The sequence below is a fragment of the Brevibacillus formosus genome (assembly GCF_003013405.1).
Taxonomy (GTDB): Bacteria; Bacillota; Bacilli; order Brevibacillales; family Brevibacillaceae; genus Brevibacillus; species Brevibacillus formosus.
In genome coordinates this window covers 65,631-90,818 of the sequence record NZ_PXZL01000011.1, presented here as the reverse complement: position 1 = coordinate 90,818, position 25,188 = coordinate 65,631, and the positions used below count along the sequence as shown (strand labels likewise).

The following is a 25,188-nucleotide window of genomic DNA, read 5'->3' as shown; positions in this document are numbered from 1 at the left end:
TTGGCTAAACTCATTATTTTGCCAACAGATCAACAGCTTTATTCGCGAGAATCTTTGCAGACATGGTACCACCATACGGCCACAAATCTCCGCCCAGAGCATAGACGCGATTTTCCTTCACAAAAGTAAGACCGTTCCAAACAGGGTTGTTCTTCAATTGATTCTCAATCACGTTGTCATCATTTTGAATGATATGGAGGAAATTCGCATCCTGCAACGCTGGAAGTGCCTCCACATCTGCCAGTGTCATTCCTGTTTGCTCAAATTTCTTAGGCTTATACTTATTTGTCAGACCAATGTTAATCAAGATGCTTGCTGCTGTAGAGTTGTCCGTAGACAAACGGAATTCTACCGCATTTTGACTGCTGTAACCCATCGCGAGAACGAATGGAACTTTATCAGCACCAGCTTTGGTCAGCTTTTCTTTTGCTTCCGCATAAGTCTTGTCGAGGTCTTTCAAAGCGGCTTCGGCTTCTGCATTTTTACCCGTAATATCCGCAATTTGCTTGAAAATCTCAATCATTCGATCATACTGTGATCCCTGACCTTCAGCAGGATTCGTATCAAAAGCAATCGTTGGGGCAATTTTGCTCATTTCATCGTAATTCGCTTCTACATTTCGTTTAATACCGATAATCAAATCCGGCTTCAACATCATGATCGATTCCAGGTTTGGGGAAGTGCGACTCCCTACATCCACTACTTCTGGAGCAATCTCCACAGGGAGCTTCACCCATTTTTTCATATTAGGAATATCTGCAATCCCTACAGGCTGAATACCGAGAGCCAACAAATGCTCTGCTGAGCTCCATTCCAATGCAACGATACGCTTAGGAGTGCCTTTGATAGTCGACTCTCCCATCATGTGCTTCACTGTACGCACTTGCTCTTCAGCCGGCTTCGCTGTGTCAGGCTGAGCTGTAGCAGCTTGGTTGGAACCAGATGGTGCAGTCGACCCTGCATTGCCGCAAGCAGCAAGTAGCAGCATCGCAGACAAAAATACAAGCATCACTGGTAATTTCATAAGACGCATGAAAAATTCCCCCTTACTTTTCTAGGTGATACATCGAATGATAGTGGATGTTGCATGATGGACATAGCTTCCAATCAACCATTGATTATGATAATGATTATCATTATCCTTGTCAACGGTGGGATGTGTTCACTATATTTTTGTTTACCAGCTGTTCCTGGCTGCGCAGAAGATGTTCAGAGAAAATAAAGTAGTTTGGCTTAATCTCTAAAGTCCCGATAGTGGAATAAACATTTTGGGACTTTCCGAAGAACCCCCTTTAGTGTGACTTATTGTTGGCCAAAACCCAGAAGGTACTTGTTCAATACCGAAGAATATTAATTATGATCGAATGCACCCTCCCACAAAAATAATGATGAAGGAGAGGATCCAATGGAAAAGTTGATCGAGGAGTACAGCCAAGACTATGCGCTGCTGCGAGAAGCCGTCGAAGGATTGTCTGAGGAAGAGCTGCGTTTCCAACCTGCACCGGACAAATGGAGCATCCATCAGATTGTGATCCATGTAACCGATAGCGAAGTCCTGTCGACACATCGGCTGAGAAAAGTCTTGGCGGAGGAAGAACCGCTTCTACTATCATTTGATCAGGAAGCCTGGGCGGATAACCTAGGATATGAACGGTTGGACTGCGAGCAGCATTTGCTCCTGTTCCAAATGCTGCGGGCCAGCATGCTGCCGCTTCTGGCAAATCTGACTCCCGAGCAGCTTGAGCGCGTCGGGCAATATCCCGATGGAGCGCGGTTCACGTTCAAAGAGCTGCTGGAATTTCGCGTCCGTCATGTCCGTGACCACCTCGCCCAGATTGAGCGGGTAAGGCAAGCATATCGGGAGGATAGGGTATAACACTGCGGCAGTCTAAGACTTTATTTACAAAGAACAGAAGAAGCGCATTTACAATCCAAGCGCCTCTGGAGCCCAACCCAGCTGGGGAATAAGTGGCATTCGCGTTTTCTGGTTTGAAGCGCTCCCGCATTTATTCCGAAGTGGGCAGTCACTCCCCCTTTTCTGGGCGTAGGCCGAAGCGTAGACTGGAAATGTGCTTCTTCCCCCACAACTGCTCCGTAAAAAAAGAAAAAATCCCCCTCAAATGAGGAGGATTGATTTCTATTAAAATTACGCTTCTTTCGGCAACACAATTCCACGATAAAGCTGAACCGTGATGTAATAGTAAATCGCATAGATCACAACGAAAATCAGCGTTGGAATCCAGATGTTCAGATACGGATCCAATAGGATGAACGAGAACATCTCCATACCGAGCAATACGTGCATCAGACCGATAATCGCCGGGAAAATGAATACCATGAACAGCTCTTTATAGATCGAACCTACGAGCAACGATTGACGTACGCCGATTTTTCTCAGCATACTGTAACGATCTTTGTCACGGGAAGCACCGGACAAGATTTTGAACATCAGGCAGCTTGCCATCATCGCCAGGAAAGCAATTCCGAGGAAGAAGCCCATGAACATCGTTCCGCTTGTAAAAATATACATCCCCGCATACGTGCTGTATTTCGAAGAAGTGTATACGTCTTTCACTTCCACATTTGCGATAGACCCAATCATTTGCTTTTGACGTTCATCCATTGCTTTTAATTCCTGCGTGTATTTCAAATAGTCGTCAACCTGGGCAAGGAGAACCTTGTGTTCACTTCCAGCGGTTTTCTCATACGTCGCCTGATCCACAACCAGAACAGATTTTCCCTCAATCATCTGGTAGTTGATAAAATTGGCAGATATCGCTTTGTCCCAATCCTCAGGAACAGCATCGTATTTACCGTTGTCTTCTTTTGACGCACTAATGATATACGTCTCTTTTGGAAGCGGATCTGTCACAAGTTTTGGCTTGTTGTCAGCAGAGTAATTTTGAGTGCTGTTCGTGGAAATCAGCAGCGGATTTGCCAGCAGGTCTTCCTTCAAGTAGTAATACGCCTTGTCATCGACTTTGTATCGATACGTATTTTGCTCCAGGACATTCATTTTTTTCAGTGCCTCATAATCCGCTTCAACCGGATCATGCAGATTCACGTCATACACATGGAATACCGAGGTAAACAAATTGACGTTTTGCTGGAAAGCCAAGCCCCCTGCCATCGCTCCGACACCAAGCCCAATTAGCATGGCTACTGTACCAAGGATTTTGGTCAGGTTGTTCACTCGAAAGCGCAGCTGAGCAAAGGTGAATGCGTTCAACTTGCTATCATTCAGCTTTTTATTTTTCTTCAAAGCCTGTACAAGAACTGGCAACAGCGAGATGAAAATCAAGTACGTCCCGATTGTGCATGAAATCGCGCCTACGATAAAGCCGAGTGCTTGCAGGTACATAATCAAGTGCAAGCATGTATAGCCCAGAGCCAACAGAATCACGCCAAGGATGGCTACCAAAACGGCTCCGATTCCTTTTGACTTGATTTGGTCATTTTGCTGCTCGGCACGGATGAGAGCGAGCTCAGTAGCACGAGCCAAACGAGTCGCATTGATCGTAGATGTGATGATAAACAGGATGAGGAAGAATCCCCATGTCATCCAAACCGCCGGCAGATAAAAAGGATAGTACCCATCTGTCGAAATCTCCAGCAGATTCATAAGCAAGACGCCGATGCCGCTTGCAAGCGCAATACCAACCAGACTACCGATCACCAAAGAAATGATCCCCATTGTCAATGTTTCCAGGAACAAAATCTGGCTGATTTTCCCCTTCTTCGCCCCTAAGACCATGTACATTCCGAGCTCTTTGCGCCGCAGCGAGAGTAGGAATGAGTTCGCATAGAAGATATAGAAAATCGTGATAAACGCCAGCAGGAATGCCCCTACATTGAAAACGATCTGAATCGAAGAGATCATCGAGTTGTTTTTCGTGTAATCAGAATTGAGGGCAAGCGTTTGGAACATGTAAAAGATCGAAATCGAGATGACCAGACCCACGAGCAGAACCAGATAGTCCTTCATCATCTTCCGCATACTGGACAAGGATAGCTTTAAAAGCATGAAACGTTACCTCCTAGCGTACATCATGTGATGCACCTAGCTCGGCCAGTACATCCAGAATTTGTTTGAAAAATTGCTGACGATCCCCCGTACGTTGAATCTCGGTGTACAGCTTGCCGTCCTGAATGAACAAGATACGTTTGCAATAACTCGCAGAAAAAGCATCGTGCGTAACCATCATGATTGATACTTGGTGGTTCTCGTTCAAATCTGTCATCGTTTCCAGCAAGCTTTTCGCATTCTTCGAGTCGAGGGCGCCCGTCGGTTCATCCGCCAGCAAAATCGCAGGATCATGCACAAGTGCGCGTGCTGCTGCGGCGCGTTGTTTTTGTCCCCCGGAAATTTGAACCGGATATTTCTGCAAAATCTCTTCGATCCCGAGTGTTTGCGCTACTTTACTTACTTTGTTGCTGATCTCTTTGGAAGGGACACCTTGCAGAGACAGCGGCAAAGCAATGTTCTCATACACGGACAAATTCTCTAGCAGGTTGAAATCTTGAAAAATGAAGCCGAGCTTTTGCGAGCGAAAATCTGCGAGCTGGTTATTCTTCATCTGTGTAATGTTCGTTCCCGCAATTTCAATAAAGCCTTCCGTTGGACGATCCAGTGTAGAAATCACGTTGAGCAGTGTCGTCTTACCCGAACCGGATGGCCCCATGATTCCCACGAATTCACCTTTGTCTATGGTCATCGACACGCCTTTTAAGGCATGCGACTGGCTTTCACCTTTTGTCCCATATATTTTTTGAACGTCTTTCACTTCCAGTACAGCAGTACTCATTCTACGTTCCTCCATTCTATCTGTTGGCTAGCGTTCGTTGTTTTCGTCGCTATTAACTGTAACCAAATTCCAGAACAGGAGCTATTGATGTTCCTTACAGTTTTCTTTACATTTTGTAAGGTTTATTACGTGAGACGAAAAAAAGTCATCCGGCGAGGGATGACTTTTCTTGTGATCTATTTTTTGCCCTTGTTCTCTTCGTGTCTTTTGATCAGCATATCTACGAACATATCAATATGTGCTGTGATCGCGATTGGGTCATAGCGATAGAATGTATCGTAGTCGTTGTAGAAAATCTGATTGTTTTTCGCCGCAGGAGTCGCATTCCAGACAGCGGACTCCTGTAAGGTTTTCAAGGCTTCGCTATTTTTTTCCGGATTGTAGAAGGTCACGAACATGTAATCCGCAGCGTATTCTGGCAAGGTTTCCATGGCCAGCTGTACGGTTTGCTCTTTGGATTTGTCTGCGTGAGGCATTTTCAGCTTCAATGCATTGTACACGGTTTGACCACCGCGCCCTGCGTGATCGCCGAAGATCCACAAATCTCCTTTGTTCGTCAGCTCGTAGAGACCAACCGTTGCATTCTCATCCACGATGCCTTTCAGCTTTTCGCGACCCCAGGCAGCCTTCTTGTCAAAGTCTGCAATGAATTTGTCTGCCTTTTCTTTATCGCCAACCACGTCTCCGAACAATTTGACCGTATCGTAAATGTTTGTCGCCGTACCGTAAGGGAGATAAACGGTTGGAGCGATTTTGGACAAGGCTTCATAGTTGTCATCATACATGACGACGATGAGGTCAGGAGCGAGCTCTAACGTTTTCTCCACATTGATCCGCGGGCTTCCTACGTCCTGCGCATTTTTTAATTGTTCAACGGTAAACGGGCTTTTGAAAGCTTCTGTCTCTGCACCGATTACATTTCCGCCTACTGCAATCAACTCGCCAGCGTAGTAATCGGTCACAATACGTTGTGGCTTGTCAGGAATTTGAATGGTCCCTTTGGGTGTTTCGATGCTGCGCATTTTGTTCCCAGTAGGGGCTTCTGTTGACTTGTCAGCTGGCTTGGAAGCAGAATCTGTTGCGGGTGCTTGCGTTGCCGTATTTGTTCCACCGCATGCCGTCAAAAAAAGCGAGAACACAAAAATAACAGCAAGGACAGCATTTACTGTTTTGTTAGTAAGCATGATGAGCCTCCCTTATGTACGTTTGCAAGATAGATGTAAGTAAGACATTAATCGATATTGATTATCATTATCGTCAAAACTATAACAAAGAGTATTTTTACTGTCAATCGCCCAAGCTTTGCGAAAAAAAGCAAAAAAAATCCCTTTCTGAGAAAGGGATTAGTTGCCGGAGCGGCTTTGTTTGATCATATCGTCCATCTTTACAAAGGTGTAGCCTTTGCTTTTCAGTCTTTCCAGTACAATCGGGAGTGCCTCAATCGTGTGGATGTCATCGAGCATATGCAGCAAAATGACACTGCCATTTTTCGTCTTGCTCATGACGCCATTTACAATATCTTGGGCACTGTTTTTCTTGTCCCAATCCAATGTGGTGACATCGTACAACGCGATGACCTTGTATCCCGTAGCTGCAATCACTTTGGCTGTGTGCTCGTCTACTACCCCAGTCGGCGGACGGAACAGCATGACAGGCTGCTGTTGGATCGCTTCGGTAATGACCTGGTGTGCTTTGACCACGTCCTTCTGCAATTCTTCCATTGTCAGCGTCGTAATGACCGGATGGCTATAAGAATGGTTTGCTACATCATGACCACGCTCCACCATCGCTCTCGCCAAATTCGGATTGTTCTCCACCCCTTTTGCCCGCAAGAAGAACGTCGCTTTTACATCATGCTCTGCCAGAATCTCTAATAGTTTCGTTACGGTTTTGTCGCTTCCCCAGTCGTCAAAGGTTAGCGCGATCTGTTTTTTATTTGTGTCGACCTGAGAGATGATCTCGTACTCGGCATTTTCGAATTGCGGATTCAGTTTTGCTGCGTCAAAGCCTGGTATTTGTTCCAGCGGCTTGCGTTCACCGCCGTTTTTCACCATCTCACTGAGCGGGACAAACTGATAGCCGATATCCGCTGCTGCCTTGGCGATCAACGGAATAGCTGGGATGACCTCAGGATTGATGTCTGTATTGAGTGAGATAATACTGCCTCTGGATATGTAGCGAGTGATGTAATCTCCAATGGTTTTGGCGTCTTTTTGCAAATCACGATCCTTCGGGTTGATGTTGTAGCTGACGACTGCTTCCATCCCGAGATGGGCAGCTGCCAAACGAACGTCATCTGTCACATCGCCAGATTTGGTTCTCACATAGCGAGGTGAAACACCCGTCTCGCGTTTGATGACCTCATTACTCAACTGAATCTCCCGGTAAATTTGCTCGTAGCTGAGCTTGCTCATATCCAGTTGATTCAATGTGTTGTTTTGGATTTCATGACCGCGGGCCAAAATGTCCTTGGCGATGTTTGGCTCCTCAGCGACACGCATGCCAGGGAGAAAAAAGGTTGCTTTGATCTTATGAGCATCTAGCTGCTCCAAAAGACTTTTCATCATTTTATCGTCGCCCATGCCGTTAAACGTCAGAGCTAGTTCCTTGCGCCCCGTGTATACATAAGATAGCGCCTTGCTTTTTTCACCTGTGTATCGGGTGATTTTCTGTTTCTTCTCTATCTTTGGGCTCTCAGTGGATTCTTCTTTGCTCGCAAAAATCGAGCATCCGGAAATGAGCACGACTGTCATGAGCAGTGCAATTCCTTTGAACAGTTTGGTCAATATAATCATTATGGCTCCTTATCCTATCATTTCTTTGATGTCGGGATTATGCAAAGTTCGAGGCATTGATTTTTAACTCTCAACTACCATAGCTAAAATTATACTCTGTTTAGCAATTTTGGTAGAGCAGATATTCCTACCATTTAATAACAAAAAGAGGCGGATCTGCTCCGCCTCTTTTTCTTCCCTATCTGCTTACTTCTGAATACTCACCTTGCCGCCATCCGCAAGCAGCGTCTGTCCTTTTACCACGACGATATCTCCATTCGCTAGGCCGGACACTACTTCAATCAACTCGCTTGTCGAGTTGCCCGTCGATACTTCCACTTGCTTGGCTGTTTCCCCTTCCAGCTTGAACACGTATTGTCTGCCTTCACGATCAAATACGGCCTTGCGAGGTATGACCAGTGAATTCGCTCCTTCTGAACCTTGCGGGAAGGTAACATTTACGACCATATCGGACTTCAATTCATTAGAAGCATTCGGGATCGTGATTTCTACCGGATAGGCTTTGATCTGCGAATCCATGACAGGACTAATCGCCGTTACATTTGCATCAATCGTTTTGCCTGTAGACTGCACGTTTACTTTGACGACTGTTCCTACTTTTACTTTTGTCACATCTGCTTCAGACAAATTTGCTTTGACCACAAGTGGATTCGTTTTGACGACGGTCACAATGGTTTGCTGACCTGTCATCTGTCCTACTGCTCCGGTCACGCTTGCGACAAATCCGTCGATTGGGGAGACAACCTTTGCATTCGCCAATTGCTCACGAGCATTTTGCAGTCTGACCTCGGACTCCGTTACGCTCGCCGCCGATACTTGCACACCCGTTTTTTGTTTGGCGCTTTGCAGCTTCTGCTTTGCATTGTCATAGGAAATCTGGGCTTTTGTGAACGTTGAATTTACCTCTTCCATTTTCTCAGCAGCAATCGCCCCCTGAGAAAACAGCTGTTGATTACGTTGTTGGTTCAGTTTTGCGTCAGCAAGCGCTCGTTCTGCTTCCGTCAAATCATTTTGTGCTTCCACCAAACTTTGGTTAGAGGTGCTGCCTGCTTGGGTTAAGTTCGCTTTTGCCACACGGAGAGCTGCTTCTTGCTCTCTTACACTGTTAGACAACTCATTCGTATCGAGTGTAAACAATAATTGTCCTTTTGTTACGGCCTGACCCAGCTTTACTGGGAGAGATGCAATTTTCCCGCTAGTTTTTGGTGACATTTGGACTTCCTCACTCGGTGCCAATTTTGCTGTCAGTCCAGACTCAGATGTGACCACACCTTGTACCACTGTTGCAACCTGTACAGGGGTAACCGTTTCTGCTGGTGGGGCAGCAGTCGTCGCTGCATCCTCCTGGCTTGCGCAACCAGTGATCAAGGTAAGGGAAAGCAGCGCCACAATCGCGATTCTTTTATTTATGATCATGAATGGTTCCTCCTCTTTTCTCATGCATTTGTCGATTCCAAAGTGGTAAGGCCTTTCTTTTCCTGCTTTTGCTTACGCTTGTTGCGTCTCTTTTGTCCCATCTCGTCAAACCATACGGTAACCACTGGTACGAGTATCAGCGTGATCATGGTGGAGAAGATCAGACCATACATGACGGTCGTAGCCATTGGCGCTTGCAGTTCTAAACCAGAACCAGCAGCAACAGAGAGTGGAGCAATGGCCATAATCGTCGTGAGGGTTGTCATCAAAATCGGGCGCAGACGAGCAGGCCCCGCATGTAAAATCGCTTCATGTAATTCCCAACCCTTTGCACGCAACTGATTGATCAAATCGATTAACACAATCGCATTGTTCACGACCAGACCGATCAGCAAAATGTACCCGATCAAAACAGATACGGTAATAGGTGTTCCTGTAAACAAAAGCCCCAATATGACCCCAGTAAGGCTCGGAGGAACCGAGAACATGATAATAAATGGACTGAAAAGTGATTCAAACTGAGCAGCCATGACCATGTACACAAGCACGACGGACAAGATAATCGCGAGACCCAGATTCACAAAAGAATTTCCCATATCCTCGCTCTGCCCGCCCATTTCGATGGTGTATCCGTCCGGAACATTCAGCTTATTGATGATATTCGTAACCTCCGTCGCGGCCGCTTGCAGGTTATCCCCGATCAAATCGCTTGTGACCGTCACTTCGCGCGTCATGTTTTTGCGCTCAATCGATGGGGGTACGTCGACTTTGCTAATGGTCGCCACGGAAGTAAGGCTAATTTGGGCACCCGTTGGCGTAGAAATGCGCAGGTTCTTCAAGTAATTGATATCTTCCTTATAGTCTTTTGGCAGCTTGAGATTGATATCAATTTCATCTTCGCCCGTACGATACTGAGTAACCGTTTGACCTTGGAACGAAGTTCGCACAGCAGAAAGGATTTCATTTGTTGTCAATCCGTACAAGCTCGCCTTCTCTGTATTGACCTTCACATCGAACTCCTGACTCATTTCCTGAACACTGGTGGATACGTTCATCGTTCCCGGTACCTTGGCTATTTCTCCCTTCACAATCTCGCTCAGTTCCGTTAAGACGTCCAGATCATCTCCGCGAATTTCAATCGAGATGGCAGCTCCGCCCCCCATACCACCGGAAAGGGATTTCACCTTGATATCTGCTCCTGCAATATGCTTGACTTGCTCTTGCAGGCTCACAGCAATTTCCTCTGTCGATCGCTGTCTCGTAGAAATCTCTCCTACATGCAGTTCGATCGTTGCGTTATGAGAAGTAGATGCACCGCTCTCTGAAATACCGTCGCCACCCCCGACCGAGGACTTGACCAATTTCTTTTCTGGCACTTGATTGACCACTTCTTCTACTTGCTTCATTACTTTTTCTGTTTCCGTCAAGACAGTACCCTTTGGCAGCTTGATCTCTACCTGGATTAATCCTTGGTCCATATCTGGGAAAAACCCTGCTCCGAGGGTGGGAACTAGCATCAATGAGCCAATCAACATGGCAAAAGCAGATCCAATCACCGTTTTCCGATGACCCAATGCCCATTTGAGTACTCTTTGATAACCCTTCTCCACTTTATGGAATCCGATATTAAACCAGATTAGGGGATTGAAGCCGCGATAGTTTTCATGATTTGTATGCTCCGGTACAGTTTTTAACATGCGAGCACTCATCATCGGAACCAGCAAGAAAGTGAAAACGAGTGCGGCGATGTGTGAGAAAACGACCGTCAATGCTAATGGTGCGAAAAGCTCAGCAACAATACCCTCTGTCAGCGCAATCGGTAAGAATACGCAAATTTGTGCCAATGCGGATGCCATCACCGCGGTTCCTACTTCTTTGGAACCGACCAATGCGGCTTCCATCATACCCTTGCCTTGTTCCCGCTGACGGAAAATGTTTTCCAGCATAACAACCGCGAAGTCCACTAATGATCCCAATCCGAGCGTGAGACCAGCCAGGGAAATCAGGTTGATTGTTTGACCTGTCATATACATCAAGAGGAAGGTCGATATGATCGATACAGGCAGGACAATAACCGCAATAAGCATAGACGACAGACTGCCCAAGAAGAAGTACAGCATGAGTACGCCAATAGCACCACCTGCAAGAGCATGTACTACCGTGTTGTCAACGGAACTCTGGATATATGTAGAGGTATCGAAAACGATACTTGTTTCTACATTTGCTGGGAGCGTGCTATTAATCTTCTCCAGCTCAGCCCTTACGTCTTTTGCGATTTTGATTGTATTGCCGCCGGTGCCTTTCATCACAGCAATTCCCAAGCTCGGCTTTCCATCAATGTAGCTCAGCTCGGTCACTTCTTTGACCGTGTCTGTTACGTTGGCAATATCACTCAATCGGATGAAGCTCCCACCGACAGAGATTGGAGTGAGTGCTATGGTATCCACATTGGTGAATTCTCCTTGCACGCGAATACTGGTCTTTGCGTCCCCTTCCCGTATCGCACCAGCTGATCCGGATACATTGCTGTTTTCTAGTGCTGCCTTTATTTGATCCAATGTCAATCCATAGGCGGCCAGTTTGGCTGGGTCCACGATGATATCGACAATTCGCTCTTGCCCGCCAGTGACAGTGACAGAAGCAACACCGTTAATTCGTTCCAAGCGGGCCTTAATTACATCATCCGCGATTTTTTTCAGTTTGTTGACATCTTGATCGCCAGTTACAGCCAGATCAATTATTGGCTGGCTTGTCGGATCAAATTTCAACACCCTTGGTGAACCAGCTGATTCAGGCAAGCTCCCTCGGACAAAATCCACTTTATCTCGCATATTCAGCGTGGCTTGATCCATGTCTGTTCCCCACTTGAAATGGAGGATGACCGAGGAGGAGCCGTTAACAGAGGTTGATGTGATCTTGTCTAAATTCGGAACCGTGCCTAGTGCATTTTCGATCGGTTTGGTAACAAGCTTTTCTACCTCAGCTGGAGCCGCCCCCTCAACAGAGGTAACAACTACGGCAACCGGAGAAGTCAGCGATGGCATCAATTCAATAGCCAAGCGCGGAAAGGTAACCAAACCAAAAATGAAGATGGCCACGGATATCATAATCATGGTGACCGGACGTTTAATGGACAGCTCGGATATATTCAAAATTTTCTCACCTCTTCGCGGATAGAAAGTTCCATTGGATCAACTCAGTATTTCCTTTTCTAAAATAAGCTCGCGTAAAGAATCGAGGGTTGCTGGCATACAACCAATCCCCTCTTGCAGATTCATATTCGCAGGTACACGTTCCGTCAATGCTGCCCATACAATTCTCCGATCCGAACTGTCACGAAATCTGCGCACCAAGTTCATCTGTTCCAGCCGACTGATTAAGCCTGAGGTCGTACTATAGGAAAGATCAATCGCCTTGCTGATTTCTCCCATTGTTTTCGGGCTGATCGCGATTTGCTCCAGAATGAGAACTTGTTGCCAGGTGATATCACTTGAATCCAATGCTTGCATGGAAAGTGTGGAAAATACGGTGCTCGTTTCACGTAGAATCTTCGCTAACTGAAACAGTTCGTTCATAAAAGCCTCCTACCCATTGTCTATTTTTCGGACTATCGTTCGGGGCGTTCCCCTCCACAGATCACATTGTACTTATACGATTCGTCCCCGAAGTCTATCGGATAGTCAAATTGTGGAATTCGATTTTATCTATCCAGAGATAGAAGACCGTACACCCGGAGATAGACGACAGCGCATGCTAAAATGAAACTATAATGGGTACGTATTCCAAGAAAGGAGGTTGTCTTCTTGAACGCTTCAACGGCATCATTACGCCCCCGTTTCCTGCTCATTTGTTTTTTTGTATTGATCTCATTTTTTCTCATTCCAACTGCTTACTTGCATGAACCAATCATTCCGTTTATCATCTCTCTGCTCATCATCTTCTGCTTCCTGCTGATGTTTCTCAGACCCAAAAAGAACTGGAAGCCTTATCAAAAAGACATCGCCGTTATCATTATTGGTACCGTGTCATTTATAAAGGTTCTTTATGTAGGGGAAGAGATCGGTCTATCCTTGCCATTGGTAGCTTTTATCGGATTTCACATTCTTGAACGCCGAGGATTGTACTATGCAATTTTTTTTGGCACATGCTCCTTTTCTTACATGTACTTTTATAAAGACTTTATGTTTGAGGAGGTAATAGGCTATGTCGTGGCCTATATCGGATGGTATATCGGCGCACGAGGATTATCTCTTCAAAATCAAGCAAAGGAATCGAGTCAGCAGCATTTGAAACAATTGCAAGAGGCGCATGTTGAACTCCAGGAAGCTCATTCTGAACTTCAAGAAGCCTCTGTGAATACACTTCGTGCCGCTGTCCTCGAGGAGAGAACCAGAATCGCCCGCGATGTTCACGACGCCTTGGGACACAGTCTCACATCGCTAATCGTTCAATTGAATGCTTTGAAATACATGCTGCAAAGCGGACCGAGTGACGCACAGGAGGTTGTCCGAGACATGCTTGCCGTATCCAAGCAAAGCCTCGATGATATCCGCTCGTCTGTACATACATTGGCTGCAGACAAATCCTCTCTGGGGATCACACCGCTGCGTATACTCTTATCACGAGCTCAACAGCATACCGACATCAAAATGCAGCTGATCAGTCCCAATCCAGACATTCCTCTCTCTCAGCAGATGACCATTACGCTTTACCGGATTCTCCAAGAGGCTATTACCAATTCCATACGCCATTCTGATGCAACAGAGATTTTCATCACGATTGAAAAAAAGCAAAACTACCTATTTCTTACAATTTGGGACAATGGGAATATGACGAATCATCATCAAATCAAGCTGGGCTCCGGTTTAACAGGTATCGCAGAACAAACTAAGCAATTAAACGGAGACCTTTCCTATTCCATTCGAGAGCCCCACGGCTTTCAGATCGACATCAGCTTTCCGCTTTGATAAGCAAATACCGATTTATACGGAGGAATGCCAGCATGGAAAATCACAACAAAAAAGAGACCATTCGTGTGGTCCTGGTCGATGACCAAACGATGATCCGTCAAGGATTGGGGTATGTCATCAAAATGCAGAAGGATATGGAAGTAAGCGGGGAGGCTTCCAATGGAGAAGAAGCCGTGCAGATCGTAGGAGAAATCATTCCTGATGTCGTCTTAATGGATGTACAAATGCCGAATATGTCAGGAATCGATGCAACACGAGAAATCACTCGACTCCATCCTTCGATAAAAGTATTAATCCTCACAACATTTGACACGTACGATTACATCGTAGACGGTATTCGCGCAGGTGCTGTCGGCTATATGCTAAAGGATTCCGATTCACAGGATATGTTGGACCTCATTCGCAGGGCACATCAGGGAGAGGCACTGTTCTACACGGCTACAGCTGCCAAGGCTCTAGCGGAGGTTCTACAGTCTCAACAAAAGAGTGACGAGTCTGACTCCGATGCTGACTTTGACTCTGCGCTTCCACCTCTTGTCATGTTTGATCAGTTGACCGATCGAGAGCGGGACGTACTTGAGCAGCTATCCTACGGCAAACGGAACGATCAAATTGCGCAGCACTTGCTCATCTCAGGGGGAACCGTCAAGACGCATATCCATCGGATTTTGCAGAAAATGGGCGTAGAGGATCGTACACAGGCAGTTGCCAAGGCGATCCGGTATAAAATCGTAAAATAAGGAAGGAAACGAAAAAAGCCCAAGCATCTAAACCATGCTTGAGCGTTGATGCTGATTGGAAGAGAATAGCTATTCCATACTACGAGCCTTTTCGAGCTCCACTTCCAACAACGGCAACTTTCTTCCTGGGAACACGGTAGAGGCGATTTCTCCTACTCGCTTTGCCCCTCTCGATAAGTAAAACGGTTCTGCGTACGGGTCGCTGTGGATGGTGATGACTGGGATATCCAGCTTTTGTGCCACGTCCACCATATGCTGCCACAGAGCCTTTCCGTAACCTTTTCCAACTGCCTCCGGTTCCATGAACAAAAAGCCTAAAAACCACTGCTCTTGCTCTGCATCCTTTTCCAAACTCATGAAGCCTTTGATGCTGCCCTCATCCTCTAACACATATACTTCCTGCGTCTCGATATAGGCAGGTGATAGCGTCAGGTCGTCGCGACAGGCATCCATGAATTCGTCGCTGTATCCCCAATAAGCTTTGGAGCGATAGGCTAGCTCGCTCAGTTCGCTTGCTTCTTGTCCTTTACCTCTGCGGATGTTCATCTGAATCCATGCCCTCCTTTGCTACGATATCCGCTAGACGTTGCTTGATACCCTCTGTACAAACACCACCATGATAGGCAATCACAATCTCTATGTCGAACTCGAGCAGTTTGCGGATCGATTGCAGAGCCGTCGTTTGATCTGGCGTGAATTCGGGGTTGAAAGGCATCAGTACCCCATCTTGTGCTGTGAGGGCGTCTCCAGAAATCAGTGTCTTGCTCGGAATATGATACAAAGAGATGTGATCAGGAGAATGACCGGGCGTATAAATCACCTGGATACCGCCACAGTATGGGAGAACATCACCATCCTGTACGGCATGATCGACTTTTACCGGAGGAGCCAGTAGACCGCTTTTGAGCAGGGGTGTTACTCCAGCCAGATACGGAATCGCTGCCTCGTGAGCAACCACCTGTACGCTTCCTTCCGCTGCTGCTACGATTTCTGGCAAGCTGCCGATATGATCCCGGTCTTGATGAGTAATGATGATTTTCGTCAATTTTTCAAAAGGAATCGCTTCTTGCGCCAGTACGTTTTGAATCAGCTCCAATTGTCCGGGGATGCCTGTATCCACAAGAATGGCTTCATTGTCATCCCATAGCACTGCGGTGTGGACGACGAATGGATTACCTCCTGCGTTCATCTCCAGCTTGATTGTTTTGATTCCTTCTGTTTGGGTCAAATCGGACACCTCCAGCATTTGCTTGAATCTGAATCGTATGAATGATTCCTCAAAGGCAGACAAGAATCCTTTCCCAATCTACCCGTTTGCACACAAAAAAATGATCATCGCAATGGACGACCATTTTTCCACACTTACTTTGCTTCCTTCTGACGATAGACTTCCTTCCCTTCAACCAAGGTCAACACGACTTTCGCATCCTTGATTTGAGTGGCCGGAATTTTAAACAAGTTTTTATCGAGCACGATGAGATCTGCCTTCTTGCCGACTTCGATGGAGCCTGTGATGTCATCTACGTGGTTGGCGTAAGCACCATCAATCGTGAAGCTGGCGATCATTTCCGCAAGCGTCGCGCGCTCGTCTGGGTTGGCAATTTTGCTCGGATCGGTTACCCCCTCCTCGATTCGAGTAATGCCTTGTTGAATGCCGTGCAATGGATTGAATTCTGGCGTTACGATGTAGTCAGACGAAGAAGCTACATGCACCCCTTTTTTTAGGAAGCTCTTCATCGGGTATTCTTTTTCTGCGCGTTCGCGGCCCAAGTACGGTACTTCGATCTCATCGTAGTAGCCCTCTTCCTGCATAAACCAGAACGGCTGCACGATTCCGACTGCACCAAGCTTCTTGAAGCGCTCGATGTCTGTTTCATTGACCAGTTGCAGGTGAACGAGCGAGTGGCGAGCATCATGCTTGCCATTTTGTTTTTCAGCGAACTCCATACCGTCCAGTGCTATACGGGTAGAAGCGTCCCCGATGGAATGGACGTGCAATTGGAAGCCTGCTTTATCTACTGCGGCAGCTGTTTGGTTGTAAACCTCTTGCTTCCAGATTAATTCTCCGTTTGTCTCCTTATGTACATACGGCTTTTCCAAGTAAGCTGTGGCGCCTTCTACGACTCCATCCAAAAAGATTTTGACGGCGTTGACTTGGAATAGCGGATGTTGATTGCGCTCACGGATTTTTACGAATTCTGCGATCTGCTCAGGACCTTTTTCCGGATTCGCTGTCAACGCATTGCGGAAGCGGATGGTCAGCTTGTCCTCTTTCGCGAGCTCCTCGTACGCTTCCAATACGTTCGGATAGCGCAGCATATCTGGGTCTCGCACCGTAGTTACACCGCGTTCAACCGCTTTTTCTTGGTAGGCTTCAATTCCGGACTTGTATTGCTGGACGGTGTATCCGCCGATTTTTGACAGCACCAGATTCATTGCACTTTCACGCAACGTTCCAGATGGTTCTTTTGTTTTCGGATCGCGCTCGATAATGCCGCCCTCAGGGTTAGGCGTGTCCTTCGTGATTCCGGCCAGCTTCAATGCTGCCGAGTTCACCCACAAAGAATGTCCGTCATCGGAGGTCAGCGCGATTGGAGTCGTTGGTACGATTTTATCCAATACTTCCTTGCGCGGACCGATACCAGGCACTACCGGATTGCTCCAGCCGCGTCCTTGCAATGCTGGTTCGTTTGGATGCTCTTTTACGAATTTCTCGATGGTCGCAACGTATTCCTCGACTGAGCCTCCGTCAAACAAATCAATGGAGAAAATGAGTCCCGTCGTTTTGCTCGCATGCGTATGGCTGTCGATAAAGCCCGGCAACACCATTTGGCCTTTCAGATCGATTACTTTCGTATCCTTGCCGATGTGTGCTTTCGCATATTCATCTGCGCCGACAAAGACAATTTCATCACCGCGAATGGCCACGGCCTCTGCCCAGCTGTTCTTATTGTCCACTGTGTAGACCGCGCCGTTAGTTAACACGACATCTGCTGGCTGTTTTGTCTCTTGGGCGGCAAAAGCCGACATCGGGCACATCAGCGCTGTGGCGAGCAATGCGCTGGTTAATTTTTTCCCAAACACGTTAAGATCCCACCTATCTATTTATCTAAGATGAAAAGAATGCCAAAACTGATTGTAGCATCGCAACTCTGAAAATTCCATGAAATAAGGTCGGAAAATAGCATTTTTTGCCGATTGATAACGAAATCGATCACATAATGACCACCTAAATTGGTCAAATTGGAAAAAGGTTAATTTGACTCACTTTCATAAATCGATGTATACTCGTAAATGTTTTAGTGGGTAAACATTTAACATCATATATAATTAAGCAATAAAAATAGGAGAGGGTACGATGCAAAGCCAAGTCAATTTTGAAGAACTTTATATACAACTCCAACGAAAAGTTTCGACCGAGTCCCACAAGCGCTTGGACCCACTCGTATCAGGATCACAAGCGATGCTTTTGCGAATCCTAGATATGAGCGGCCCGCAGAAGGCATCTTCTATTGCAGAACGTATGAATATTACCCCCGGAGCCGTTACGAGTCTCGCTGATAAATTGATTGCTTGCGGCTATGCCACGAGAAATCGTGACAGTAAGGATCGCCGCGTAGTGCAACTGGACATAACCGATCAAGGAAAAGATATCCTTCGGCAATACAAAGCCGTGGTGAGGAGCACCATTGAACAGTTTTTTGCAGGCGTATCTGATGAAGACAAGCAACACTTAGTCCGCATCTATCACCAGGTTCTGAAGAATATAGATCAACAAAGAGAGGAGCATTAAGATTGCAACAGCTGACAGAGAAAAAGAAAGTGACGATTATGATCGCGATTATTACGGCCATGTTCTTCGCCGCGATCAACCAGACCATTATTGGTGTTGCCATGCCGCGCATTATCTCGAAGCTCGGTGGCATGGATTACTATTCGTGGGCGATTACGATTTATTTGCTGACCTCAACTGTCGCTTCCGTGCTGGTTGGGAAGCTATCTGATATATATGGAAGAAAACCGTTTATTTTGACGGGTATCGCGTTGTTTAGTATCGGAGCCTTGTTATCCGGGTTTTCTACCGATATTTTTCAACTGATTACGTATCGTGGCATACAAGGGGCGGGTGCCGGGATCATTATGTCCACTGCTTTTACTGCCATGGGTGATCTGTACGAACCTCGCGAACGCGCAAAATGGGGCGGAATCATGAGTGCCGTCTTCGGCGTATCCAGTGTGCTTGGTCCTCTGATGGGCGGCTATATCGTCGACCATCTCGACTGGCATTGGGTGTTCTGGATCTTCTTGCCGATTGGCGTGATTGCCTTTCTGTTGATCATGATTCATTTCCCAAAAGTACCGAAGCAAGAAGGAGAGTCTGTCGACTACTTCGGCTCGCTGTTCCTGACCCTCACCATCGTACCGATGCTGCTCGCCTTCTCATGGGCAGGTAATGGTCCGGGCAAACACGCTTGGGGCTCGTGGCAAATTATTGGGTTGTTTGCAGCCACAATCGTTGCGTTGATCGTGTTTATTATGATTGAGAGGAAAGTAAAGACTCCCGTGCTTCCGCTGGGCTTGTTCAAAAACGGTATTTTTACTATCTCCAATCTGGTCGGATTCTTCCTCAATGCGGGGATGATGGGCGCTATCATTTATGTTCCGTTCTTTGTCCAAGGGGTCAAAGGCATCTCTCCGACGATGGCCGGTTATGTCGCGATGCCGATGTCGATCGCCATGCTCGCGACCTCCGCACTCGCCGGACAAATCATGACCAAGACGGGAAAATATAAAAAGATGGCGCTGGGTGGACTTCTCGTCATGACCTTGGGTATGGTACTGATGTATTTCATGTCGCCAGCCACACCGATTTACTTGCTCGTGATCTACATGATCATTCTCGGTTTGGGGATCGGGATTGCGATGCCAGTCTTCTCCTTGACGGTACAAAATGCAGTCGCACCGCAGCAATTGGGTGTCGCTACAGCAACGTCGCAGCTTTTCCGCAACCTCGGCGGGACCATTGGAATTGCTGTCATGGGAACCGTCATGAGTGCCAGCATGTCTGCGAAAATGACGCAACTGTCGGGAGCCATGGGTCAGGGGAACAATCCCGCAGCAGCCGATCCTGCTCTCGCAGAGAAGCTGTCGCTCTTTATGAATCCGCAAAATTTGTTGGATCAGCCGAAAATTGAAGCCACGCTGGCTAGTTTGCCACCGGATTTACAGCCACTGTTCACTCACATGCTGGATATGATCCGGGAAGCGATGAGCTATGGGATCACGACTACGTTTTTGACTGGGGCGATTGTAGCAGGTATCGCTGTCATCATCGCGCTGTTCCTGAAGGAAATTCCTCTGCGTAGTGGGAAGATGGGACAGAAGCCGGAGGGCGAAGCAGGAAAGGCGTAAAAAGGGAAAGGAAGAGGCGTTTGTCCTCTTCCTTTTTTTACAGCTCTGCTCTTCCCGTTCGGATCGCATACGCATAGTCTCTGCGCCCGTTTTCTTCCGCTCTTCTCGCTGCCTTCTCGAAATCATACGGAACCAATACATGCTCTATAAGCCACGAGCCACCCTGTGGTTTTACCGTGACGTACTTGGCATGTGGCGTCTTCGATTCCATGGAATGCGGGTACGGCGCTTCCTCAAAATACGCTGGCAGCCCAACACTTCCCGGGTTTACCACGAGCTTGCCATCTGGGAGCCATACGGATTTGGGCACATGAGAGTGTCCGCAAAAAATGACTTTTTGCTGGATGCCTGTCAACTCGATCATCAAGGCGTTTGGGCTTTTCTCGTCAATCCCGTATGGAGCCACATTCTCCAATAAATACATATCATCTACAAAAGGCGTCCCGTGACAAAACAAGAGATCATCTTTCGTCCATTGCTTTTGGAATGACTCGATCCAGCTGAGCATTTCCGGTGTAAGCAATGGTTTCACATATTCGAAAGTGATGGACTCCATTTGCTCTTGCAGTAAATATCTGTCACAATTACCCATGATGTGTACAATTCCAGTCCGCTCCATCAAGAGCTCTGCTGTCTTGACCGGATCAAGCGGTCCAAATAAGGTGTCGCCTAAATTTACAATGGTTTCAATTCCGCGGGAATCAATGTCGTGCAGAACAGCTTCTAAAGCATAAGCATTGCTGTGTACGTCAGAGATCACCGCGATGGAATAGCTGTTTTGGCTCAAGGTCATATTACTCCTTTACGATTGAGGTGTTAGACAGGATGAAAGATACCGTCTCTAAAAGCGCGTTTATTACAAAGGTCGAAGAAATGCTGGATCAATACCACAGCCTCTATGACGGAAATTGTCCGTATGTTTTGAATGAGCGATTGACGTTGGAACAAATCGAACAGTTCGAAGCTTCAGCTCACATAGTATTACCGCAAGACTACAAAGATTTCCTGCTCCATATCGGAAATGGCGGGAAACATGCCAAACAGTTCCCCTTGTCTTTGTCGCATGCAAAGGAAAGCTTGGAAGAAAGCTTACGACAAACAGTAGGCTTAGAATATATGAGTCTCCCCTTTTCCCTAGAAAAATGCAACAGCTGTTTTGATGATGACTTTGACGATTCGGAAGATGATACAGAAGACGATACGATCATAGACGAAGCATATGATCACATGATTATAGAGGCTCTTCACGGTACTATTACTCTGCATAACGATGGATGCGGGTACTTTATTGTCATGATTGTATCAGGTGAGCTTAGCGGCAAGCTGTACTACATTGATACAGCGAGTGGACAGGGGACTCGTTTCGTCAGTGATTCGTTTGCAGAGTATTATCTGAAATGGCTCAATCAGCAGGTGGCCCGAAGATCGGCCTACTTGGAACATAACGACAAATTCGACTGTGTCATTACCGATGTGAAGCTGGGCGGAAATGTTAGGGATTTACACGTACGCAAGCTGAACAACGACTTTTTGTTTCAGTTTGAATATTTTTGCCCGGGTGATTTCATACATGCGGGGGGATATTCCGAGCATACCAAGGTCAACGATCACATTGTTGTCTCCCTCTACATGGAACATCTATCATATAGTGTTTTGGTAGTGACCCAAGTGGATAAACGCACAGAACCATCTGTTACGCATGTTGGAGAGCGCTCCTTGCACGAGGTCATCGGGCGTGTAAACAGGCTGTTTACACACGATATCGGTGGAAATTGCTTTCCCTTGTATGTTGAAGGACTAGATCAAGAAATTTTGATCAAAGGTGTGAAGGACCTAGTTGTTTCCGTCGGTGATGTTTATAAAATCCGTGGACGATTAAGTGGAGAGGTTTATCGGATTTCGCGGTAAAAAGGTTTTTTAAAGAGGATGCCCTTCTATCAAACGAAGAAAGGCATCCTCTTCCTATGCCCTTTTCTTTTTTTATAAAAAAGTTTGAGAGGGGTCCCCCCTCCTCATCGTCTATAGTAATGAACACCAAAACGGTTTCGTCCGTTTTGGTTGACCCAAGCGGTCAGATTACATTTCATGAAAAACGTCGAGACGTTTTTCACAAAAAGGAAAGCTGCGCAGCACCTTTTTTGCAAGGAGGTAACAAACATGCAGGACGATCGAGAGGTCATTGCGGAGGTTCTTCAAGGAAATAAAGAGGCTTATGCTCTGATCGTCAATAAATACAAGGGAAAAATCGCTTCGATTCTCCAGCGCACGCTCCACCATGCTCATGATGCCGAAGACATGGTGCAGGAGGTTTTTATCAAGGCGTACTACAGTCTGCCAGATTATAAACCCAACCACTCCTTCTCTGCCTGGCTGTATCGTATCGCGATCAATCGCGGAATTGACGAGCTGCGAAAGCGAAAGCGGATGCCTTCCGTAATGGAGATGGATGTCGAGGTCAAAGACGAGTGTCCGATCCCGGAGGAAGATTATCTGGTAAAAGAACAGCAACAGGCGCTTCGACAACAGCTGATGGCACTGGGCAAGGACTACAGGACGATCCTCGATCTGCATTATCTCCAGCACCTAAGCTACCGAGAGATCGGCAATAAACTATCTTTGTCTGTGGATACCGTGAGAATGCGTCTCTCTTATGCCAGGAAAAAGCTTCGAGACCAGCTAAGCAAGCCGAAGAAAAAAGGGGGCAACCCATTTTGAATTGCCTTACGCAAAGACAGCTGATCGCCTACATGGAAGATCGTTTAACACCAATGAACAAACGAAATGTCGAAAGTCATCTCGATCATTGCACACACTGTCAGTACCAGCTGGAGCAATGGATCGATGAGCTGCACCAAACAGAAGAAACGATGTGGGAAGACTCCCTCTCAGCAAATATGGATCAAAAGATTATTCAAATGCTCTCCCCTCATCCTGTGAGAGTATTGAACCCTGCTATCCCTTCACACCAACCACCTGCGTGGAAACAAAGGAGTATCACGATCATGAAAAGAATGACGATTGCCGCCGCTGCATTAACCGTCGTTGTATCGGGAGGAATGCTCGTCTCCCCGACCTTTGCTAGTTATGTCCATGCTGCTTTTACGAACAGCCCGATTGGCAAAGCTGATCCTGTAGCACCTGTGAGCAATAGCTTTTTGCAACAAATAGCGGACAAAGGAATTGCTCAAGCAGCCAAGAATGGGTTTGCTCAGTCCGTTAATGTAAGTGCGACCGATCAAGGCCTCACTTTTACCGTGCATGAAGTGGTCGCTGACCCGTTGCGTATTAGCATAGCAGCTTCTTTAAATGACAAGAACGGCAAGCCATTAGACAGCTTTATGTCGGAAATGGTGAGGAGATCTAACAGAGAGCCTCTTATCACCATTAAAGACAAACAAGGGAACATCCTTACACCGTCTGAGGAAAAAAATGCTCAATACCCCAACAAGCCTTGGCACGTTTCCATGTATGCCGAACAAGGTGTCATGAACTTGGATCGCGAGCTGCGAAGCTATTTTGATGATATAAGCAAAGTTCCAGACGAGCTGATCGTAGAGTTTAACATCAAGCAATTAGACGACATCAAGGGGAATTGGAAGCTGTCCGTACCTGTAGATATGAAAAAAGCAAAAGCTGCGATGAAGACGCATGAAATTAACAAAGCCTACACGACCCCGCAAGGACTCAAGCTGAACGTCAAACAGATTACGTTTGCGCCAAGCGGAGTGGAGATGGTCATTGATCGAACTCTTGCTCCTAGCGAGAAAAACGCATACAGCTATGAGCTGGTAGACGAAAAGGGCAAAGTGGTAGCTGCTTGGGATTCGACTTCGATTATTCATGAAGCCAGCAAACGAAACAATTTGATCAATGATGTGAAATGGGATCATACCCAATCCACCGAAAGTGGAGCAAGAGACTTCCATTACTTCTATCCAATCGACGAAAGCCAAAATCTCACCTTCAAGCTTGGGTCTGTATATACAGAGGAATCCGCTAAGCTTAACGCGAAATTGGACACCAATCGCCTCGAAAAGAAAGAAGTCATCACAGCGGAAGAACAGGGAGATCAGTTTACTTTCAAAAAATATCAAAAGGATCCAAACGCGGTCGTTGATGTTGAAGGCTATGACGGCCATTACCGCATGAACGACGATGGAACTGCCACAAAATTGGAAGGCTACCACCTGGCATTTGAGGCAACTCTCTCTCCAGATGCTGCTGCTATGGGTCCCTATCAATACTGGACCATTACAGACGAGACCGGGAAAAAGTACGAAGACATCGAGTACTTAATCGATAAGACTGAGTATGAAAATGAACGGGCGATTTTTGGAGGTATGGTTTTCTTGGAAAACCTCACAACCCTGCCAAAGCAATTGATCATTTCTTCCGACAAACGAATGGTTGAACACAAAAATGTAGAGTGGGAAGTGCCGATTTACTCCGGAAAATAAGAGCTCTTCATACGCAAAAAGGCTGGTGGTACCCATCGTACCGCCAGCCTCTTTTTCAAGTGATATATTCCTGCTGCAAAATCCCCATGTGGACGATATCATGCCATTTTCCCTCTCGAAACAAAAACTGCCGCGAGATCCCCTCCTGCTTAAATCCGAGCCTCTCATACAACCTGATCGCCTTTTCGTTAAAGGAAAAGACCCGTAGCGATACACGATGCAGATTCATTTCCAAAAATGCATAATCCAGCAGCAGCTTCAGCGCTTCTCGCCCATACCCCTTTCCCCAATACTCCTTCTCCCCAATATCGATGATGCACTCCGCATTGCGGTTTTTCAGGTCAATTTGGATGAGGGAGGTAATCCCGATCGGCCGATTGGTTTGGCTGTCTACGATCATGTAGCTCTTCGATGAGCTTGCATGCAGAATCACCTGATTCACAAACCCGTTGGTATCTTCCCACGTATAGACGTCCATAGACGGATTCGTTGTCCGCATGACTTCTACGTCATTTCTCCACGTGTGGTAGACGTCCACGTCCTCACCCGTCATTTTTCTCAAATAAATTCTCTCTGATTGAAACAACATTCGT

General features: G+C 46.6%; 21 protein-coding genes. 8 read left to right on the top strand and 13 right to left on the bottom strand.

Annotation, left to right across the window (positions count from 1 at the left end; genetic code table 11):
• Positions 1-13: 13 nt before the first annotated feature.
• Positions 14-1,033 (bottom strand): ABC transporter substrate-binding protein, encoded by a 1,020-nt coding sequence (locus tag C7R91_RS11280; RefSeq protein WP_047072117.1) that lies wholly within the window; start codon positions 1,031-1,033, stop codon positions 14-16.
• Between the two features lie 372 nt (positions 1,034-1,405).
• On the opposite strand from C7R91_RS11280, the gene C7R91_RS11275 reads away from it, so the two are divergent.
• Positions 1,406-1,876, top strand: a complete 471-nt coding sequence (locus C7R91_RS11275) for a DinB family protein (RefSeq protein WP_047072118.1) — start codon at positions 1,406-1,408, stop codon at positions 1,874-1,876.
• Between the two features lie 270 nt (positions 1,877-2,146).
• Here C7R91_RS11275 and C7R91_RS11270 read toward each other — a convergent pair whose 3' ends face one another.
• The 7 genes from C7R91_RS11270 to C7R91_RS11240 all read right to left on the bottom strand — a co-directional run bounded on the left by C7R91_RS11270 (position 2,147) and on the right by C7R91_RS11240 (position 12,591).
• Positions 2,147-4,024 (bottom strand): FtsX-like permease family protein, encoded by a 1,878-nt coding sequence (locus C7R91_RS11270; protein ID WP_047072119.1) that lies wholly within the window; start codon positions 4,022-4,024, stop codon positions 2,147-2,149.
• Between the two features lie 13 nt (positions 4,025-4,037).
• On the bottom strand, positions 4,038-4,805 hold the full coding sequence (locus tag C7R91_RS11265) for an ABC transporter ATP-binding protein (RefSeq protein WP_047072120.1): 768 nt from the start codon (positions 4,803-4,805) through the stop codon (positions 4,038-4,040).
• A gap of 176 nt (positions 4,806-4,981) precedes the next feature.
• The gene (locus C7R91_RS11260) at positions 4,982-5,989 is read right to left on the bottom strand and encodes an ABC transporter substrate-binding protein (protein WP_047072121.1); all 1,008 of its coding nucleotides are present in this window, start codon (positions 5,987-5,989) and stop codon (positions 4,982-4,984) included.
• A gap of 159 nt (positions 5,990-6,148) precedes the next feature.
• Positions 6,149-7,600: a polysaccharide deacetylase family protein gene (locus tag C7R91_RS11255; RefSeq protein ID WP_047072122.1), complete on the bottom strand. Its 1,452-nt coding sequence runs from the start codon at positions 7,598-7,600 to the stop codon at positions 6,149-6,151.
• Positions 7,601-7,786: 186 nt separating this feature from the next.
• Entirely contained in the window at positions 7,787-9,016 is a 1,230-nt protein-coding gene (locus C7R91_RS11250; protein ID WP_047072123.1) for an efflux RND transporter periplasmic adaptor subunit, read from the bottom strand.
• A 20-nt stretch (positions 9,017-9,036) separates the two neighbouring features.
• The gene (locus tag C7R91_RS11245) at positions 9,037-12,168 is read right to left on the bottom strand and encodes an efflux RND transporter permease subunit (RefSeq protein WP_047072124.1); all 3,132 of its coding nucleotides are present in this window, start codon (positions 12,166-12,168) and stop codon (positions 9,037-9,039) included.
• A 39-nt stretch (positions 12,169-12,207) separates the two neighbouring features.
• Positions 12,208-12,591 carry a MarR family transcriptional regulator gene (locus C7R91_RS11240; RefSeq protein ID WP_047072125.1) on the bottom strand — a complete coding sequence of 128 codons (384 nt, stop codon included), beginning with the start codon at positions 12,589-12,591 and terminating at the stop codon, positions 12,208-12,210.
• Positions 12,592-12,819: 228 nt separating this feature from the next.
• Here C7R91_RS11240 and C7R91_RS11235 point away from each other — a divergent pair, with 228 nt between their 5' ends.
• Positions 12,820-13,983 (top strand): sensor histidine kinase, encoded by a 1,164-nt coding sequence (locus tag C7R91_RS11235; RefSeq protein WP_047072126.1) that lies wholly within the window; start codon positions 12,820-12,822, stop codon positions 13,981-13,983.
• A 35-nt stretch (positions 13,984-14,018) separates the two neighbouring features.
• A complete protein-coding gene (locus C7R91_RS11230) occupies positions 14,019-14,726 on the top strand; it encodes a response regulator transcription factor (protein WP_047072127.1) in 708 nt (235 codons plus the stop codon).
• A gap of 69 nt (positions 14,727-14,795) precedes the next feature.
• Here the strand turns inward: C7R91_RS11230 and C7R91_RS11225 are convergent, their stop codons facing one another.
• The 3 genes from C7R91_RS11225 to C7R91_RS11215 form a co-directional block, all read right to left on the bottom strand.
• Positions 14,796-15,272, bottom strand: a complete 477-nt coding sequence (locus tag C7R91_RS11225; RefSeq protein WP_047072128.1) for a GNAT family N-acetyltransferase — start codon at positions 15,270-15,272, stop codon at positions 14,796-14,798.
• A complete protein-coding gene (locus tag C7R91_RS11220; protein WP_258183139.1) occupies positions 15,253-15,963 on the bottom strand; it encodes an MBL fold metallo-hydrolase in 711 nt (236 codons plus the stop codon). The genes C7R91_RS11225 and C7R91_RS11220 overlap by 20 nt, the downstream gene beginning before the upstream one ends.
• 125 nt (positions 15,964-16,088) lie before the next feature.
• Complete coding sequence (locus C7R91_RS11215) at positions 16,089-17,810, bottom strand: amidohydrolase (RefSeq protein WP_047072130.1); 1,722 nt, start codon at positions 17,808-17,810, stop codon at positions 16,089-16,091.
• Positions 17,811-18,084: 274 nt separating this feature from the next.
• Between C7R91_RS11215 and C7R91_RS11210 the strand changes: the two genes are divergently transcribed.
• Positions 18,085-18,519, top strand: coding sequence for a MarR family winged helix-turn-helix transcriptional regulator (locus C7R91_RS11210; RefSeq protein WP_047072132.1), 435 nt, complete (start codon positions 18,085-18,087; stop codon positions 18,517-18,519).
• A gap of 2 nt (positions 18,520-18,521) precedes the next feature.
• On the top strand, positions 18,522-20,138 hold the full coding sequence (locus tag C7R91_RS11205) for an MDR family MFS transporter (protein WP_047072134.1): 1,617 nt from the start codon (positions 18,522-18,524) through the stop codon (positions 20,136-20,138).
• A 37-nt stretch (positions 20,139-20,175) separates the two neighbouring features.
• On the opposite strand, the gene C7R91_RS11200 is transcribed toward C7R91_RS11205, so the two are convergent.
• On the bottom strand, positions 20,176-20,931 hold the full coding sequence (locus C7R91_RS11200) for a metallophosphoesterase family protein (protein ID WP_047072136.1): 756 nt from the start codon (positions 20,929-20,931) through the stop codon (positions 20,176-20,178).
• A gap of 32 nt (positions 20,932-20,963) precedes the next feature.
• Here C7R91_RS11200 and C7R91_RS11195 point away from each other — a divergent pair, with 32 nt between their 5' ends.
• From C7R91_RS11195 to C7R91_RS11185, 3 genes are all read left to right on the top strand, one after another.
• The gene (locus C7R91_RS11195) at positions 20,964-22,046 is read left to right on the top strand and encodes an SMI1/KNR4 family protein (protein ID WP_047072138.1); all 1,083 of its coding nucleotides are present in this window, start codon (positions 20,964-20,966) and stop codon (positions 22,044-22,046) included.
• A 249-nt stretch (positions 22,047-22,295) separates the two neighbouring features.
• A complete protein-coding gene (locus C7R91_RS11190) occupies positions 22,296-22,853 on the top strand; it encodes an RNA polymerase sigma factor (RefSeq protein ID WP_047072140.1) in 558 nt (185 codons plus the stop codon).
• Positions 22,850-24,595 carry a DUF4179 domain-containing protein gene (locus tag C7R91_RS11185; RefSeq protein WP_047072142.1) on the top strand — a complete coding sequence of 582 codons (1,746 nt, stop codon included), beginning with the start codon at positions 22,850-22,852 and terminating at the stop codon, positions 24,593-24,595. Before C7R91_RS11190 ends, C7R91_RS11185 begins: the two co-directional genes overlap by 4 nt.
• 55 nt (positions 24,596-24,650) lie before the next feature.
• On the opposite strand, the gene C7R91_RS11180 is transcribed toward C7R91_RS11185, so the two are convergent.
• The gene (locus C7R91_RS11180; RefSeq protein ID WP_047072144.1) at positions 24,651-25,184 is read right to left on the bottom strand and encodes a GNAT family N-acetyltransferase; all 534 of its coding nucleotides are present in this window, start codon (positions 25,182-25,184) and stop codon (positions 24,651-24,653) included.
• Positions 25,185-25,188 lie beyond the last annotated feature (4 nt).

Bases quoted from the DNA above. Each gene is read 5' to 3' on its own strand.
- C7R91_RS11195 (WP_047072138.1), top strand. From the start codon at position 20,964: ATGAAAGATACCGTCTCTAAAAGCGCGTTTATTACAAAGGTCGAAGAA.
- C7R91_RS11270 (WP_047072119.1), bottom strand. From the start codon at position 4,024: ATGCTTTTAAAGCTATCCTTGTCCAGTATGCGGAAGATGATGAAGGAC.
- C7R91_RS11265 (WP_047072120.1), bottom strand. From the start codon at position 4,805: ATGAGTACTGCTGTACTGGAAGTGAAAGACGTTCAAAAAATATATGGG.
- C7R91_RS11200 (WP_047072136.1), bottom strand. From the start codon at position 20,931: ATGACCTTGAGCCAAAACAGCTATTCCATCGCGGTGATCTCTGACGTA.
- C7R91_RS11250 (WP_047072123.1), bottom strand. From the start codon at position 9,016: ATGATCATAAATAAAAGAATCGCGATTGTGGCGCTGCTTTCCCTTACC.
- C7R91_RS11180 (WP_047072144.1), bottom strand. From the start codon at position 25,184: ATGTTGTTTCAATCAGAGAGAATTTATTTGAGAAAAATGACGGGTGAG.
- C7R91_RS11210 (WP_047072132.1), top strand. From the start codon at position 18,085: ATGCAAAGCCAAGTCAATTTTGAAGAACTTTATATACAACTCCAACGA.
- C7R91_RS11230 (WP_047072127.1), top strand. From the start codon at position 14,019: ATGGAAAATCACAACAAAAAAGAGACCATTCGTGTGGTCCTGGTCGAT.
- C7R91_RS11240 (WP_047072125.1), bottom strand. From the start codon at position 12,591: ATGAACGAACTGTTTCAGTTAGCGAAGATTCTACGTGAAACGAGCACC.
- C7R91_RS11255 (WP_047072122.1), bottom strand. From the start codon at position 7,600: ATGATTATATTGACCAAACTGTTCAAAGGAATTGCACTGCTCATGACA.
- C7R91_RS11280 (WP_047072117.1), bottom strand. From the start codon at position 1,033: ATGCGTCTTATGAAATTACCAGTGATGCTTGTATTTTTGTCTGCGATG.
- C7R91_RS11190 (WP_047072140.1), top strand. From the start codon at position 22,296: ATGCAGGACGATCGAGAGGTCATTGCGGAGGTTCTTCAAGGAAATAAA.
- C7R91_RS11275 (WP_047072118.1), top strand. From the start codon at position 1,406: ATGGAAAAGTTGATCGAGGAGTACAGCCAAGACTATGCGCTGCTGCGA.
- C7R91_RS11260 (WP_047072121.1), bottom strand. From the start codon at position 5,989: ATGCTTACTAACAAAACAGTAAATGCTGTCCTTGCTGTTATTTTTGTG.
- C7R91_RS11225 (WP_047072128.1), bottom strand. From the start codon at position 15,272: ATGAACATCCGCAGAGGTAAAGGACAAGAAGCAAGCGAACTGAGCGAG.